The sequence below is a fragment of the Pseudomonas sp. 58(2021) genome, from assembly GCF_017491585.1.
GTDB lineage: Bacteria > Pseudomonadota > Gammaproteobacteria > Pseudomonadales > Pseudomonadaceae > Aquipseudomonas > Aquipseudomonas fluorescens_BT.
Window position 1 is genome coordinate 49,890 of the sequence record NZ_JAFGYZ010000007.1, and the last position, 16,128, is coordinate 66,017.

Annotated in this window: 13 protein-coding genes; 5 read left to right on the forward strand and 8 right to left on the reverse strand. The window is 62.0% G+C overall.

Annotation, left to right across the window (positions count from 1 at the left end):
• Window positions 1-2 precede the first annotated feature (2 nt).
• The 5 genes from hutH (at window position 3) to J5M72_RS09850 (ending at window position 6,890) form a co-directional block, all read left to right on the forward strand.
• Window positions 3-1,535 carry a histidine ammonia-lyase gene (hutH, locus tag J5M72_RS09830; protein WP_207865349.1) on the forward strand — a complete coding sequence of 511 codons (1,533 nt, stop codon included), beginning with the start codon at window positions 3-5 and terminating at the stop codon, window positions 1,533-1,535.
• A 111-nt stretch (window positions 1,536-1,646) separates the two neighbouring features.
• Entirely contained in the window at window positions 1,647-3,053 is a 1,407-nt protein-coding gene (locus J5M72_RS09835; protein ID WP_207865350.1) for an amino acid permease, read from the forward strand.
• A gap of 103 nt (window positions 3,054-3,156) precedes the next feature.
• Window positions 3,157-4,083 carry a LysR family transcriptional regulator gene (locus J5M72_RS09840; protein ID WP_207865351.1) on the forward strand — a complete coding sequence of 309 codons (927 nt, stop codon included), beginning with the start codon at window positions 3,157-3,159 and terminating at the stop codon, window positions 4,081-4,083.
• A 104-nt stretch (window positions 4,084-4,187) separates the two neighbouring features.
• Window positions 4,188-4,814, forward strand: a complete 627-nt coding sequence (locus tag J5M72_RS09845; protein WP_207865352.1) for a glutathione S-transferase — start codon at window positions 4,188-4,190, stop codon at window positions 4,812-4,814.
• 45 nt (window positions 4,815-4,859) lie between these two features.
• The gene (locus J5M72_RS09850; RefSeq protein ID WP_207865353.1) at window positions 4,860-6,890 is read left to right on the forward strand and encodes a pyridoxamine 5'-phosphate oxidase family protein; all 2,031 of its coding nucleotides are present in this window, start codon (window positions 4,860-4,862) and stop codon (window positions 6,888-6,890) included.
• 4 nt (window positions 6,891-6,894) lie between these two features.
• Here J5M72_RS09850 and J5M72_RS09855 read toward each other — a convergent pair whose 3' ends face one another.
• Genes J5M72_RS09855 through J5M72_RS09890 form a run of 8 tightly spaced genes read right to left on the reverse strand, consistent with a single transcriptional unit; the run spans window position 6,895 to window position 15,880 of the window.
• On the reverse strand, window positions 6,895-8,025 hold the full coding sequence (locus J5M72_RS09855; protein WP_169432564.1) for a glycosyltransferase family 4 protein: 1,131 nt from the start codon (window positions 8,023-8,025) through the stop codon (window positions 6,895-6,897).
• Window positions 8,026-9,156 carry a glycosyltransferase family 1 protein gene (locus J5M72_RS09860; protein WP_207865354.1) on the reverse strand — a complete coding sequence of 377 codons (1,131 nt, stop codon included), beginning with the start codon at window positions 9,154-9,156 and terminating at the stop codon, window positions 8,026-8,028. It abuts the gene before it with no gap.
• Window positions 9,140-10,507 carry a glycosyltransferase family 1 protein gene (locus J5M72_RS09865; protein WP_207865355.1) on the reverse strand — a complete coding sequence of 456 codons (1,368 nt, stop codon included), beginning with the start codon at window positions 10,505-10,507 and terminating at the stop codon, window positions 9,140-9,142. The genes J5M72_RS09860 and J5M72_RS09865 overlap by 17 nt, the downstream gene beginning before the upstream one ends.
• Entirely contained in the window at window positions 10,504-11,754 is a 1,251-nt protein-coding gene (locus J5M72_RS09870) for an ABC transporter ATP-binding protein (RefSeq protein WP_207865356.1), read from the reverse strand. The genes J5M72_RS09865 and J5M72_RS09870 overlap by 4 nt, the downstream gene beginning before the upstream one ends.
• Window positions 11,754-12,551 carry an ABC transporter permease gene (locus J5M72_RS09875; RefSeq protein ID WP_169432560.1) on the reverse strand — a complete coding sequence of 266 codons (798 nt, stop codon included), beginning with the start codon at window positions 12,549-12,551 and terminating at the stop codon, window positions 11,754-11,756. Before J5M72_RS09875 ends, J5M72_RS09870 begins: the two co-directional genes overlap by 1 nt.
• The gene (locus J5M72_RS09880) at window positions 12,552-13,994 is read right to left on the reverse strand and encodes a mannose-1-phosphate guanylyltransferase/mannose-6-phosphate isomerase (protein WP_207865357.1); all 1,443 of its coding nucleotides are present in this window, start codon (window positions 13,992-13,994) and stop codon (window positions 12,552-12,554) included.
• A 3-nt stretch (window positions 13,995-13,997) separates the two neighbouring features.
• Complete coding sequence (gmd, locus tag J5M72_RS09885; RefSeq protein WP_007954189.1) at window positions 13,998-14,969, reverse strand: GDP-mannose 4,6-dehydratase; 972 nt, start codon at window positions 14,967-14,969, stop codon at window positions 13,998-14,000.
• Entirely contained in the window at window positions 14,966-15,880 is a 915-nt protein-coding gene (locus J5M72_RS09890) for a GDP-mannose 4,6-dehydratase (protein ID WP_207865358.1), read from the reverse strand. The genes gmd and J5M72_RS09890 overlap by 4 nt, the downstream gene beginning before the upstream one ends.
• Window positions 15,881-16,128: the final 248 nt, after the last annotated feature.

The following is a 16,128-nucleotide window of genomic DNA, read 5'->3' on the forward strand; positions in this document are numbered from 1 at the left end:
ACATGACTGCGCTGAACCTGATCCCCGGCCAACTGAGCCTGTCCCAACTGCGTGACGTCTATCAGCACCCGGTCAAGCTGACCCTCGACAACAGCGCCAGCGCCCAGATCGAAGCCAGCGTCGCCTGCGTCGAGCAGATCCTCGCCGAGAACCGCACCGCCTACGGCATAAACACCGGTTTCGGCCTGCTGGCCTCGACCCGCATCGCCAGCGAAGACCTGGAAAACCTGCAGCGTTCGCTGGTGTTGTCCCATGCCGCCGGCGTCGGCCAGCCGATCAGCGATGAGCTGGTGCGCCTGATCATGGTGCTCAAGGTCAACAGCCTCAGCCGTGGTTTCTCCGGCATCCGGCGTGTGGTGATCGATGCGCTGATTGCGCTGATCAACGCCGAGGTTTACCCGCACATTCCGTTGAAAGGTTCGGTCGGTGCATCCGGCGACCTCGCGCCATTGGCGCACATGTCGCTGGTGCTGCTGGGTGAGGGCAAGGCGCGTTACAAGGGCGAGTGGATGGAAGCCACCGAAGCGCTGAAAGTCGCCGGTCTGACCCCGCTGACGCTTGCCGCGAAAGAAGGTCTGGCGCTGCTCAACGGTACGCAGGTGTCTACCGCATTCGCTTTGCGCGGTCTGTTTGAAGGTGAAGACCTGTTCGCCGGCGCGCTGGCACTGGGCGGTCTTACAGTTGAAGCGGTATTGGGCTCGCGCTCGCCGTTCGATGCCCGTATCCACGCCGCCCGTGGCCAGAAAGGCCAGATCGACACCGCCGCCGCTTATCGCGATCTGCTGGGCGAGCGCAGCGAAGTCTCCGACTCGCACCAGAACTGCGAAAAGGTCCAGGACCCGTACTCGCTGCGTTGCCAGCCACAAGTCATGGGCGCGTGCCTGACCCAGTTCCGTCAGGCCGCCGAGGTGCTGGTCATCGAGGCCAACGCCGTGTCCGACAACCCGTTGGTATTCGCGGCCGAAGGTGACGTGATTTCCGGCGGCAACTTCCACGCCGAGCCGGTGGCCATGGCCGCTGACAACATGGCGCTGGCCATCGCCGAAATCGGCTCCCTCAGCGAGCGCCGTATCTCGCTGATGATGGACAAGCACATGTCGCAACTGCCGCCGTTCCTGGTGGCCAATGGCGGGGTGAACTCCGGTTTCATGATCGCTCAGGTGACCGCTGCGGCCCTGGCCAGCGAGAACAAGGCACTGGCCCATCCGCATTCGGTGGACAGCCTGCCGACTTCTGCCAACCAGGAAGACCACGTGTCGATGGCCCCGGCCGCTGGCAAGCGTCTGTGGGAAATGGCCGAGAACACGCGCGGGATTCTCGCGGTGGAATGGCTGGCGGCGGTGCAGGGTCTGGATCTGCGCAACGGCCTGAAGACCTCGAGCAAACTGGAAAAAGCCCGGGGAATTCTGCGTCGCGAAGTGCCGTTCTACGAGAAGGACCGTTTCTTCGCGCCGGACATCAATGCGGCGACCGAACTGCTGGCTTCGCGGTGTCTGAACGAACTGGTTCCAGACAAGCTTTTGCCTAGCCTGTAAGGGCCTCTTCGCGGGCAAGCCCGCTCCCACAGTTGGAATGTCTACCACTGTGGGAACGGGCCTGCCCGCGAATCGATTTTTGCGTCGAATAACAATAAATAAGGACGAAAAATGCAGCAGCCAGCAAAAGGTTTGAAACGCGGGCTCTCGGCCCGACACATTCGCTTCATGGCCCTGGGATCGGCAATCGGTACCGGGTTGTTCTACGGTTCTGCCTCGGCCATCCAGATGGCCGGTCCAGCGGTTCTGCTCGCTTACCTGATCGGTGGCGCGGCGGTGTTCATGGTCATGCGCGCCCTGGGCGAGATGGCGGTGCACAACCCGGTCGCCGGCTCGTTCGGGCATTACGCGAGCACCTACCTCGGCCCCATGGCGGGCTTCATTCTCGGTTGGACCTACGCGTTCGAAATGGTCATCGTCGGCATGGCCGATGTGACCGCGTTCGGCATTTACATGGGCTTCTGGTTTCCGGAAGTCTCGCGCTGGATCTGGGTGCTGGGCATCGTTTCGGTGGTCGGCGGCCTGAACCTGTGCAACGTCAAAGTCTTCGGTGAAATGGAGTTCTGGCTGTCGTTGCTCAAGGTGGCGGCCATCGTTGCGATGATCCTCGGCGGCTTCGGCATCATGCTGTTCGGCATCAGCACCGCCCCCGGTCAGGCCACCGATATCAGCAACCTGTGGACCCAGGGCGGCTTCATGCCCAACGGCGTGGGCGGCCTGATCGCCTCGTTTGCCGTGGTGATGTTTGCCTTCGGCGGCATCGAGATCATCGGCGTGACCGCCGGTGAAGCCAAGGATCCGCACCGTGTATTGCCCAAGGCGATCAACGCCGTGCCGATGCGCATCCTGCTGTTCTACGTGCTGACAATGCTGGTGCTGATGTCGATTTTTCCGTGGCAGCAGATTGGCAGCCAGGGCAGCCCGTTTGTGCAGATTTTCGACCATCTGGGCATCAGCTCGGCGGCCACCATTCTGAACATCGTGGTGATCTCGGCGGCGGTGTCGGCCATCAACAGCGACATCTTCGGTGCGGGCCGCATGATGTACGGTCTGGCTCAGCAAGGGCATGCACCCAAAGGTTTTGCTCAGCTATCGCGCAATGGCGTGCCGTGGCTGACGGTGATTGTAATGAGCTGCGCGCTGTTGCTGGGCGTGTTGCTGAACTACCTGATCCCGGAAAACGTATTCCTGCTGATCGCTTCCATCGCAACCTTCGCCACGGTGTGGGTGTGGCTGATGATTCTGTTCACCCAAGTGGCTATGCGTCGTTCGATGACGGCCGAGCAGGTGGCGCAATTGAAATTCCCGGTACCGTTCTGGCCGTACGCACCCATGGCGGCGATTGCCTTCATGTTGTTCGTGTTCGGCGTGCTGGGTTACTTCCCGGACACTCAGGCGGCATTGATTGTCGGCGTGGTCTGGATCGGGTTGCTGGTGCTGGCGTATCTGACGTGGGTCAAGCCGGCGGCCGGGCAGGCTGCGCGAGTGACCCGCGATCAGCCGGTGTCTCAGCCTTGATCTGATCGCATGGCCACGTTGGGCTGCTCCAGCAGGTGATGCCCGTTGAGGATCGGGTACTGCCTATAATGCGAGGCGGCTTTTCATCCACTTCGGGGACACCATGGATCGCTTCCAGGAAATGCAGGTCTTCGCGGCCGTTGCTCAGGAACAGGGCTTTTCCGCTGCCGCGCGGCGCTTGGGTCTTTCCGCGGCCAGCGTCACCCGGGCGGTGGCGGCGCTGGAGCAGCGGATCGGTACGCAATTGCTGATTCGCACCACCCGCAGCGTGCACCTGAGTGAGGCGGGTCAGCGTTACCTGGAAGACTGTCGGAGGATTCTTGCCGAGGTGCAGGAAGCCGAAGACTCCGCTGCCGGCAGCCATACCCAGCCCCGTGGGCAATTGACGGTGACGGCGCCGGTGTTGTTCGGCGAGCTGTTTGTCACACCGGTGATGGCGGGTTATCTGACGCAATACCCGGACGTTTCCATCAACGCCCTGTTGCTGGATCGTGTGGTGAGCATGGTCGAGGAAGGCGTGGATGTGGCGATCCGCATCGGTGATTTGCCGGACAGCAACCAGCATGCGATCCGGGTCGGCGAGGTGCGTCGGGTGATCTGCGGTTCGCCGGATTATTTCGTCGCGCATGGGCGGCCAACCCATCCCCAGGCGTTGGCCGGCGTGCCAGTGGTGGCGACCTCGGCCATCGGTCAACTGCGCAACTGGCCGTTTCTGGAGGGCGGTGAACCCTTGAGCGTCAGGCCTGAGCCGCGACTGGTGGTCACCGCCAATCAGGCGGCTATCACCGCCGCTTGTTTGGGGCTTGGGTTGACTCGGGTGCTGTCTTATCAGGTGGCCGGCAAGATCGCCTCGGGTGAGCTGGAAATCGTCCTCGCCGAGTACGAGTTGCCGCCGCTGCCCATCCATGTGGTGTATCAGGGCGGGCGCAAGGCGCCGACCCGGGTGCGCAGTTTTGTCGATTACACCGTGAGCGCCTTGCGCGAGCATCCAGCCCTGAAAAACGCGGCGTTATTTCATCCAGAGAAATAATGGATTGCGTTTGCTGGTTATTCTGTTGTTTTCGCGATAGGTGGAAGATGGCTGCCACGGTTGTCGCCCATTTCGGGCGACGCAAACGTCCAGCGGAGTCGACCATGCAAGCGATCAAACTCTACAACTTCCCGCGTTCCGGCCACGCCCATCGGGTCGAGCTGATGCTGTCCCTGTTGCAACTGCCGACCGAGCTGATCTTCGTTGATCTGGCCAAGGGCGAGCACAAACAACCGCAATACCTGGCGATCAACAGCTTCGGGCAAGTGCCGGCCATTGATGACAATGGCGTGGTGCTGGCCGATTCCAATGCGATTCTGGTGTATCTGGCGCAGAAGTACGGCAACGGTCGTTGGCTGCCGAGCGACCCGGTCGGCGCAGCGCGTGTCCAGCGCTGGCTGTCGGCGGCAGCCGGGCCGATTGCCTTTGGCCCGGCTGCGGCGCGGCTTATCACGGTGTTCGGGGCGAAGTTCAACGCCGAGGAAGTCATCACCCGTGCGCACAACTTGCTCAAGGTGATGGATGTGGAACTGGGCAAAACCCCGTACCTGGTGGGCAACGAGCCGACCATCGCCGACATCTCGGCCTACAGCTACATCGCCCATGCACCGGAAGGCAATGTGTCGCTGGACGACTACGCCAATGTGCGCGCCTGGCTGGCGCGGATCGAAGCGCTGCCCGGTTTTGTCGGCATGCCGCGCACCGTCGCCGGCCTGCAAACCACTGCCTGACATTGATCACCCACACTGCGCCGACGGTGCAGGGGAGAGTCCGAGATGGAACGTTCACCGTGGCACGCTGGCGAGCAACAATTGCAGGCCCATGTCGGCGTTGCCGAACGCATGGAGGAATTCGGTCGTAAGGTGATTCGCACCTGGATGCCGGATCAGCACCGTCAGTTCTATCAGCAATTGCCCTTCATGCTGTACGGCGCCGTCGATGCCGAGGGGCGTCCATGGGCCAGTGTGCTGGAGGGCGAACCGGGATTCGCCCACTCTCCCGAGCCGACGCAAATGCAGTTCGCCAGCCTGCCGCCTGCCGATGATCCGGCGCAGTTGCAGGCCGGTGCCGCGATCGGCCTGCTTGGCATCGAGCTGCATACTCGCCGGCGCAATCGGCTCAATGGCCATATCGGCAGCCTCGGGGCGGACGGTTTTACGCTGACGGTGGATCAGTCGTTTGGCAACTGCCCGCAGTACATTCAGTTGCGCCAGTTTCAGCGGGTGCCACTGACGGATCCGCAGACCCGCAAGGCCGAACACCGTGACAGCCTCGATGACGCCGCCATTGCGTTGATCGAAAGTGCCGACACTTTCTTTGTCGCCAGTTACGTTGATGTCGACGGTGAGCGTTCAGTCGATGTTTCCCACCGTGGCGGTCAGCCCGGTTTTGTGCGGATTGAGGGCAATCGACTGACGATCCCGGATTTTGCCGGCAATCTGCACTTCAATACCCTCGGCAATCTGCTCCTCAATCCCTTGGCCGGGTTGCTGTTTATCGACTTTTCCACAGGCGATGTGTTGCAGCTCAGCGGCCGCACCGAGGTGATTCTCGAAGGGCCGCAGATCGAGGCTTTCCAAGGCGCCGAAAGGTTGTGGACATTCGAAGTTGAGAAACTGGTTCGGCGTCCGGCAGCGCTGGCTCTTCGCTGGCGCTTCGACGGTATGTCACCCACCAGCCTGCTGACCGGTAACTGGGCCCAGGCCGATGCACGGTTGCAGGCCAAGGCATTGGGGGACAGCTGGCGACCATTGCGGGTGGCCAGGATTGAAATGGAAAGCCGTCATATACGGTCGATTTATCTGGAGCCGGACGACGGTGCGGGGCTGCCGGTGTTTCTCGCCGGGCAGCATCTGCCGCTACGGTTCAACCTCGATGGCGAGATGCACATCCGTACCTACAGCCTGTCCGGCGCGCCGTCGGACGATTTTTTCCGAATCAGCGTCAAACGCGAAGGACGTGTGTCGACGCACCTGCATGAGCAGATTCGCGTAGGCGATGTGCTGGAGGCGCGCTTGCCTCAAGGGCATTTCACGGTCGCGGCGCTGGAACGCCGTCCACTGGTGTTGTTGGCGGCCGGAGTCGGCATCACGCCGTTGCTGTCGATGCTGCGTGAGGTGGTCTATCAAGGCCTGCGTACCCGGCGGATTCGTCCGACCCTGTTTGTTCAGAGTTCCCGCAGCCTCGCTGACCAGCCGTTTCGCGCAGAGGTGGATCGGTTGCTGGAGGACGCCGGTGACGCCGTGAAGGTGTTGCGAGTGCTCAGCCAGCCAGAGGACGATCTGGTGCAAGGCGAGGATTTCGATATTCGTGGCCGTATCGATGGCGATCTATTGCGCAATCTGCTGACCGACGAGGACTTTGATCAGGTCGACTTTGTGCTCTGTGGCCCCGGCGGTTTTACCCAGGGGATCTACGACACTTTGCGTGAACTGGATGTGCGCGACGACCAGATCCACGCCGAAACCTTCGGCCCCTCGACCCTCAAGCGCCAACCCGATCCGGATGCGATCGTGATCGAGCAACTGCCTGCCGCGACCACTTCGGTGCCGGTGGTCTTCGAGCGTTCGGCCAAGGAAGCGCGCTGGCAGCCCGACGGCGGCAGTCTGCTGGAACTGGCGGAAAGCCGTGGACTGCGTCCGGAATTCAGTTGCCGCGGTGGATCGTGCGGCACCTGCAAGACGCGGCTGATCAGCGGCGCAGTGAATTATCCACAGCCCCCGGCCGACGTGCCGGAGGAAGGGCAGGTGCTGATCTGCTGTGCGGTGCCGGCGCAAAGTACCCAGCCGCTGGTGCTGGATCTGTAAAGGATCAGGCGTAGGACAGCGCCTTTTCCTCCAGCAGTTCCTGATACAGCTCGTTCCACTTGCGGCCCATTTCGTCGGCTGTGAATAACTGCCGGTAACGGGCTTCAGCCTTGACGCCCATTTCGGCGGCGCGGGTCGGGTTTTCCCACAGGGTGCGCATCGCTTCGCGAAACGCCTGTGGATGACTCGGCGGCACCACCAGTCCGGTTTCGTTGTGGATATTGATGTAACTGGTGCCGGTGCCGATCTCGCTGGAGATCATCGGCTTGCCGTACATCGCGCCTTCGAGCAGCGAAATACCGAACGCTTCCGAGCGCAGGTGCGACGGGAAGACGATGGCGTAGCTCAGTTGCAGCAGGGCGACCTTGTCGTCATCGCTCACCCGTCCGAGGAAGTGAATGTTGCGCAGACCCAGCGCGGCTGCCTGAGCGTGCAGCGCCTGCTCCAACGGGCCGGCACCGACGATCACCACCGGATAGTCCACGTCTTTCAAGGCATCGAGCAGGATGTGCAGGCCCTTGTAGTAGCGCATCACCCCGACGAACAGGAAAAACTTATCCCCAAGCTGCTGGCGCCAGCGGTTCATGCGCTCGGCGTCAGGCTGTGGATAACCGGCCTTGTTCAGGCCATAGGGAATGACCCGGGTCTTGTCCTGGAACTGTTGCAATACATCACTGGTGTGCAGGTAATTCGGCGAAGCGGCAACGATCCGGTCGGCGCTGGAGAGGAAGCGGTTCATCAGCGGGCGATAAAGCTTGAGCAGGTTCTTCTGGCGGATGATGTCCGAGTGGTAGGTCACCACGCTTGGTTTGTCCATGCCGCTGGCGAAATGCACCAGATCCATGAACGGCCACGGGAAGTGATAGTTGATCACGTCGGCTTCGGCGGCCAGTTCGCGAAACTGCTTGAAGACGCTCCAGGAAAACCCGGTGGAAGCGAACTGGATGTCGAGTCTGGCCCGATGCACCTCGTGTTGCCCCAGTTGAACCACGGCCGGTTCGGGATGGGCGCTGAGGGTCAGCACCTGGCCGTCGATACCGTGCTGGGCGCCGCTCTCGCAGAGCTGGAAGATCACTTGCTCGATGCCGCCGACCGAGTCAGGCAGATACGTCTTGAAAAAATGAAGTACTCGCATTCAACCTCCCATGGCCTGGTGGTAGGCGCCGGCCGTGGCCTGCGCGCAACGCTTCCAGGAAAACAGCCGTGCCTGCTGCAATCCGGCTTCTCGGCATGCCTGCCAATGCGCTTGATCGTCGATCAGGCGGCTCAGCGCATCGCGCAAGCCGTCTGCATCGTCAGCTTCAATGTAGTTACCGGCGACCCCTGCCACTTCCGGCATTGCCGAAGAGCGAGTGACCACCACCGGCGTGCCACTGGCCATCGCTTCCAGTACCGGCAGGCCAAAACCTTCATACAACGAGGGAAAAACCAGCGCCCGGGCGCCGGCCAGCAATTGCGCAACCTGTTCATCCGGCAAGTAGCCGAGCAGGCAGACATGACTGCTGGCCAGGGCTTCACGCAATTGCTCACTGAATTGTTCGCGCTGCCAGCCGGCCATACCGACGATCAACAGCGGGAAGCGCTGGCGCACGGCTTCGGGCAATAGCGCGTGGGCGCGCAGGGCCAGGCTCAGGTTCTTGCGCGGCTCCAGCGTGCCGACGCACAGGAAATACTCCCCCGCCTCCACGGCATGCGCCTTGAGCACGGCGTCGATGGCTTGCGGCTCGCGTGGATGAAAGCGCTCGGCGACACCCAGGGGTGCCACCACGAAGCGCTCGGCTGGCAGCCCGAAATAGCGTTGTGCTTCGTCGGCGATAGCTTGCGAGTCGGTCAGAATCACCTGTGCCTGTTGGATGCCGTCGGCCAGTCGCCGCTCGATTTCCCTGAGCCGTGCCTGCGGCTGCGTGTCCGGGAAATGCAGGTGCGTCAGATCGTGCAGGGTGATCACGGTCGGGCCGTCGAAGGCCAGCGGCCACAGGCTCGGTTCGTGATACAGGTCGATGTCGGGTGTGCGGCCCTGATCGAAGCGTTTCTGTTCCAGCCAGCGGCGTACCTGATAGGCGCCGGGGATCTTGCGCAGCACTGGGCTCAGGCGCGAGTAGCCGGGCATCGCCGCTTCCGGCAACTGCGCACTCCAGCCCCAGCCGTGAAACAGTGCCACGTCGATATCGGTTTCGGTGTGCAAGGCGTTGACCAGTTCAGCAACGTAATGGCCGATCCCGGTGCGTGGTGCCTGGAGAATCCGCGCGTTAAGGGCTATGCGCATGGGACCTCGCTTGCGCCGCGGGCGCTTGCAGCACATGGCGTGCGGTGCGTTCGGCCAGTTGCTGACTGGCTTCGCGCCAGCCGATCCAATGCCACTCGGCCACGTTACGGGCGGCGGGAAACTGACCGCTGCGCTCGAAGGTCGTCACCAGATCGGCAAGGCGTTGCGGATCGTGCAAATCGAAGTAGGCCATGAATTCGCCGCCGATCTCGCGGAACACCGCGATGTCGCTGCCCATCGCCGGCAATCCGCGCTGCATGGCTTCCACCAGCGGCAGGCCGAAGCCCTCGACGAACGACGGGAACACCAATGCGCTGGAGTGGGCATACGCGTATTCCAGGCTGGTGTCGCTCAAGTCGTTGAACATGAACAGACGCCGGTTCAGTTCGGCGTGATTGCGTACTCGGGCGAGCAGGGCATCGCACTTCCAGCCGATGCGTCCGGCGATGCACAGGCGCGCATTTGAACCGGCTGCCCAGGCGCGCTCGAAGGCATCCAGAAGATAGTCGTGGTTCTTGCGTGGTTCGATGGTGCTGACCATCAGGAACACCGGCTCTGGCGTTGTGAACACACGCTCCAGCTGCGGTTCGACGGCTGCATCGACGCTTTGCAGATCCAGCTCGGAGCCGAGGTGGAAATAGTCGAACCAGCGCTTTTCGACATCTGCCGGACCGAGACGGCGCTGCACTTCCTCGCGCACCTGATCGCGCACGGTGGCGGAAATCGCCAGATAACCGTCGGCGGTACGGGTGATCCAGTCGAACCATTCGCTGAAAACCTGCACCAGCCGCGTGTCGTAAAACTGCGGGTGGGTCAGGGGAATCAGGTCGTAGATCACCGCTACGATGCCCACGCCTTGGTGTTTCAGGCGTTCGGCATGCAGAAAGAAGTCCGAGTGCCAGGACGAATCCAGCAACACCAGTTGGTCGCCGGGCTGGTGTTCCAGTGGCTCGCAGCGTTGGGGCAACTGATAGCGGTTGACGCGTTCGATCAGCCGCAACGGGATACCGAACAGGCCGAACGAGCCCAGCCGATAGCCGACGTACAGGGCCCGTCGTGTCGTTTTGCTCCGGCAGCGGCTGTCGAGGCGCTGATGCAGTTGCCAGAAGCGATGGGCCAGCCGTTCCAGGCGCTCGCCAAACGTGACGATGGCATTGAACAGGGGAGCGTTCAGTGGCGCCAGGCGCTTTACGCGGTACAGCTCGCCCTTGAGCAAGACCACCGGCACGCACTCGACACCTTCAGCGCTCGGCGGCAGTTGCTTGATGACATTGCGCACCACGCGCTGAATCCCGGAATTGACTTTCGGGTGTTTGAACACGTGGGTGCATTCGACCAGCAGGCGTTTCATGGCGCACGCTCCGCGAGGCTGTCCGCATGGCGGGTGATCGAGGTTCTGGCGCCCAGCCAGGAACAGCCGACGAAATCTTCCTGGCGGTTGTTGATCACGTGGAACACCAGGCCGTAATCACGCCATTCGAAGTTGCGGTCCAGGTGCGAATCCAGCCGCGAAAGGCTCAGGGCCACGGAGTAATTGCCCTTGCCCAGGCCCATGACGAAGGCGAAGCGATAGGTGATGCGCTCACCGGCATGCAGATCTTCCAGCGCCTTGTTCTGTCGGTGGGTGTTGATGCCGTACATGGCCTGGCCCAGACGATCCTTGATCATGAACCCCAGCACCAGCCGTTCGATGTCCTGACGAATCTCGACGTCGACTTCCAGTGTTACCGGCTGACCGACTTCGGCGGCGTCGATGGAGCGCTCGTGCTCATCGAGCAGTCGCACGCTGAGGATCCCGGCCTCGCCGGTGCCGGACACGGTGCGCACCTGGCCGCCGTCGAGCAGTTCCTGGCGCACGGTCTGGCCCTCGCGTTCGGCGAGCAGGGCGTTGTAGTAATCCATGACCGCTTCGGGTTTGTCGTGCATGGCCATGTGGCCGGCCTCGAGCAGGATCGCCGAGTCGCAGATCGACTGGATCGCCGAGCGGTCGTGGGACACGATCAGCAGCGTGGTGCCGGCTTTGCGGAAGCTGCGGATACGGTCGAAGCTCTTGTGTTGAAAGTAGGCGTCGCCCACCGACAGCGCTTCGTCGACGATCAGTATGTCCGGGCGTCGCGCGGTGGCGACGCTGAAGGCAAGGCGCATCTGCATGCCGCTGGAGTAGGTGCGCACCGGGTGATCGATGGCCTCGCCGATTTCCGCGAAGCGTTCGATGTCCGGCATCAGCGCTTCAATTTCTTCGACGTGCATGCCCAGCAGTTGCCCGGCCATCACCGCATTCTGCCGCCCGGTGAAGTCCGGGTGAAAACCCATGCCCAGTTCCAGCAGCGCCGCGACCCGGCCCTCGAGCTGGATCTGGCCGCAGGTGGGCTGGGTGGTGCCGGTGATCATCTTGAGCAGGGTGCTTTTGCCGGCGCCGTTGACCCCGACGATGCCCACCGCTTCACCGGGGGCGATTTCGAAATTCACATCCTGCAGCACCCAGTGCTGGCGATGGCGCATCGGCGAAAACGGAATCAGCCATTCGGCCAGGCGACTCCAGCGGGTGGGGTACTGCTTGTAGGCCTTGCCCAGGCCGGTGACGCGTATGTGCCCCATCAGAGTTCATCCACCATTTCGCCGACCCGCCGGCGGAACAGGCGCAGCCCGATCACGCACAGCAGCAGGCCGATCACGAAGATCGGCAGCAGCGAGCTCCACACCGGCCATTGACCGTAGAGAAACAGATTCTGGTAACTGCCGATCAGATTGGTCAGCGGGTTGAGTTGCAGCAGGCGCTGCACCCACTCGGGCAGGATGCTCAGCGGGTACACGATGGGCGTCAGCCAGAACCAGAATTGCAGACAGATGGCGAACAATTGCCCGACATCGCGAAAGAACACGTTGAGCACGCCGAGGATCATGCCCAGCCCGGCGCAGAACAGCACTTGCAGCGCCAGCAACGGCGCCAGTGCCAACAGGGCCATCCCCGGCCAGCGTCCGGTGATCAACAGAAAACCGAGGAACAGGCCGATGATGATCGCGAAGTTGATACCGGCATTGAGCAGCACGATCACCGGCAGGCAGAGGCGCGGGAAGCTGATTTTCTTCAGCAGATTGGCGTTCTCCAGAAACATGTTCTGGCTGCGCAGGGTGATTTCCGAGAACAGGCCCCAGGTCAGCAGCCCGGCGCACAGGTAGACGCTGTAGGCCATGCCGTCGTCCACGCCGGGCAGACGGGCGCGCATGATGTGGGAAAAGATCACGGTGTAGACGATGATCATCGACAGCGGGTTGAGTACCGTCCACAGCGCGCCGAACAGCGAATTGCGGTACCGCGCTTGAAACTCCCGCTTGACGCTACCGAGGATGAAACCCCGGTAGTCGTGCAGCGAGCGGTACAGGGAAAGCAGCATTCACACCGTCCTGCCGTATTGGTCTTCGAAGCGGACGATGTCGTCCTCTCCCAGGTATTCGCCACTTTGCACTTCGATGATCACCAGGTCGATCACGCCGGGGTTCTCCAGACGGTGCTTGTGACCGGCAGCGATGAACGTCGACTCGTTCTTGGCCACCAGCGTGGTACCGGTACCGTTGTTGGTGACCTTGGCCATGCCTTCGACCACCACCCAGTGTTCATTGCGGTGATGGTGCATCTGCAACGACAGCTTGCCGCCGGGTTTGACCACGATGCGCTTGATCTTGAAGCGCGGGCCTTCCTCGAGCACGGTGTAGGTGCCCCATGGACGGCTGACCGTGCGGTGCAGGCGATAGGCTTCGTGGGACTTGTCCTTGAGCTGCTTGGCGACCCGGCGTACATCCTGAGCACGATCGGCGTGGGCGACGAGCACGGCGTCGGCGGTGTCGATCACAATCAGGTCTTCCACACCCACCGCAGCCACCAGCCGGCCTTCGCTCTGGACGAAGTTGTTGCGGCTGTCGATGAAGATCGCTTCGCCGCTGGCGCGGTTATTGTCAGCATCCGCGGGCACCAGCGCCGCGACCGCGCCCCATGAACCGATGTCGCTCCAGTCGAAACTGGCGGGAACCACAACCACTTTTTCCGAGCGTTCCATCAGCGCGTAGTCGATGGAAATATCGGTGATCTCGGCGAACAGCGCCGCCGACAATTCCTGTTGCAGGCAGCCGACGGTTTCCACCGGTTCGCTGGCGGCCATGCAGGCGCGGGTCTGTTCCAGCAGCTCGGGGGCGTGCAGCGCCAGCTCGGCGATCAGGGTCGCGGTGGTGAAGCAGAACATTCCCGAGTTCCACAGGAAGTTACCGCTCTCCAGATAATGGGTGGCGGTCTGCAGGTCGGGTTTTTCCACGAAACGCTGCACTTTGGCCGCGCCTCTGGCATCCAGTGGCGCGCCGGTCTCGATGTAGCCGAAGCCGGTTTCCGGAGCGGTCGGCACTACGCCGAAGGTCACCAGGTAACCGTCCTTCGCCAGATTGACCGCGTGTTCGACCGCACTCTTGAGCGCCACTTCGTCGACGATCAGGTGGTCGGCGGGCATCACCACCATGATCGCTTCGTCGCCGTGCAGGGCTTGCAGTGACAGTGCTGCCGCAGCGATGGCCGGGGCCGTGTTGCGGCCGGTGGGCTCGAGCAGGAAGTGTCCGCGGTGCCGTGACAGGCGCGCGGCCTGATAGTGATCCTTGCTTTGGAAGTAGTACTCGCGGTTGGTCACCGTGACAATGTCTCCCCAGCCGTCCAGCAGACCGGCAGCGCGCCGGTAGGTCTTGCCCAGCAGCGACTGGCCGTCGGGCAGGGTCATGAACGGCTTGGGATGGCCCTCTCGGGACACCGGCCACAAACGGGTGCCGGCACCGCCGGACAGAATCACGGGGATCAGCATGGCCTACTCCTTGGCGACGCGTTTCATGTCCGCATCCATCATCATGCGGATCAGGGTGTCGAGGTCGGTCTTCGGTTTCCAGCCCAGCACACGCTGGGCCTTGGCCGGGTTGCCCAGCAGCACTTCGACTTCGGCCGGACGGAAGAAGGCCGGGTCGATTTTCACGTAATCGCGGTAGTTCAGACCGACGTGATCGAAGGCGATGCGGCACATTTCGCGCACAGTGGTGGTGACGCCGGTAGCGACCACGAAATCGTCGGGCTTGTCCTGTTGCAGCATCAGCCACATGGCTTCGACGTAGTCGCCGGCAAAGCCCCAGTCGCGCTTGGCGTCGATGTTGCCCAGGGCCAGCTCCTGCTGTTTGCCCTGCTTGATCCGGGCGGCCGCGTCGGTGACCTTGCGGGTCACGAACTCGATGCCGCGCAGTGGCGATTCATGGTTGAACAGGATGCCGCTGCTGGCGTGCAGGTTGAAACTTTCGCGGTAGTTGACGGTGATCCAGTGGCCGTAGAGTTTGGCCACGCCGTAAGGGCTGCGCGGGTAGAACGGGGTGTTCTCGTCCTGTTGCTCGGCCTGGATCAGACCGAACATCTCGCTGGTCGATGCCTGGTAGAAACGCGTGTGCGGGCTGAACTGGCGGATCGCTTCGAGCAAGTGAGTCACGCCCAGGCCATCGACGATGCCGGTGGTCACCGGTTGATCCCAGGAGGCGGCAACGAAACTTTGGGCCGCCAGGTTGTAGACTTCGTCCGGCGCCGACTTGATGACCGCCCGCTGCACCGAGCAGGCATCGGCCATGTCGCCATCCAGGTACACGATGTCGGCTTCGACCCCCATTTCCCGCAGACGCCAGCGCGAATCGCTGCTGCGCCGCGCCACCAGCCCGTGAACCTTGTAACCCTTGTCGAGCAGCAGTCTGGCCAGATAAGCACCGTCCTGGCCGGTAATCCCTGTGATCAATGCACTTTTTGTCATTCTTGTCGTACTCGCTTCTCCCAGTCGGACAGGATCGCCCGCAGGGATTGTTGTGTAGTGATTTGCGGCGTCCATCCTGTGGTCCGGGCGAGCCGTTGATGGCTGCCGCAGACGCGACGCTGATCCGCGCGACGCATGCGTGCGGGATCCTGAACCAGTTGCAGGTTGACTTCGGCCAGATCGGCCATTTGCTCGATGAGACTGCGGATGCTTTGTTCACGGGCCGAGCAAATGTTGTAGACCTGACCCGGCGTGCCCTTTTCCAGCAGCGCGAAATAGGCGGAAACCACGTCGTCAACGTCGAGGAAATCCCGGGTGACGTCGATGTCGCCGACTTCCAGTTGCGGCCCTTGCAGGCCCTGTTTGATGCGACTGATCTGGCGTGCGGCGCTGGCGATGACGAAGCTGTCTTTCTGCCCGGTGCCGATGTGATTGAACGGGCGCGCCACCAATACCGGCCAGCCTTCGCTGAGGCCCCACTGCAGACTGAGGAATTCCGCCGACAGCTTGCTTACGGCGTAGGGATTGCGCGGGCAGGGTGGTTGTTGTTCGGTAATGGGTAGAGCGTGTTCTTCAACCTGGCCGTAGACATCACCTGAGCTGACATACAGAAACGTGCCTTTGAAACCGCTGGCCTTGAGCGCCTGCAACAGGTTCAAGGTGCCGAGCAGGTTGATGTCCAGGGTACGTGCCGGATCGCGGAAGGCTTCGGGGACAAAGGTCTGGCCAGCGAGGTGAATGACCGCATCGGGCAGTTGCGGCCACAGATCGACAAGGCTTTCAGGTTTTGTCAGGTCATAGGGTGAGGCGGCAGGCAGCAACTGCCACGACGCGTCTTCCCCTTGCAGACGTGACTGGATGTGTTGTCCCACGAACCCACTGAGGCCCGTGATGAACAGACTTTTTTTCAAACAGCGCCCCTTGGTCTTTAACGTTCACCTTTCCCAAAGGCTTGTCGGGAATTTGCTGTCGGATCGTAGGAGCAATTCGGCAGGTCTGTAGGTGAAGTCATTGTTGTAGTTGTTTGGCTGCCAATCTGTGCCAATTGCGTGACAATTTCAACAGGACAAATCGTGACCGGTCAGTTCTCGTCAGAGTAGCCGGATTTTTCTCGCCGGGCGGTTCACGAATCCGCGACGGATGTGTTTAGAATGCCCCT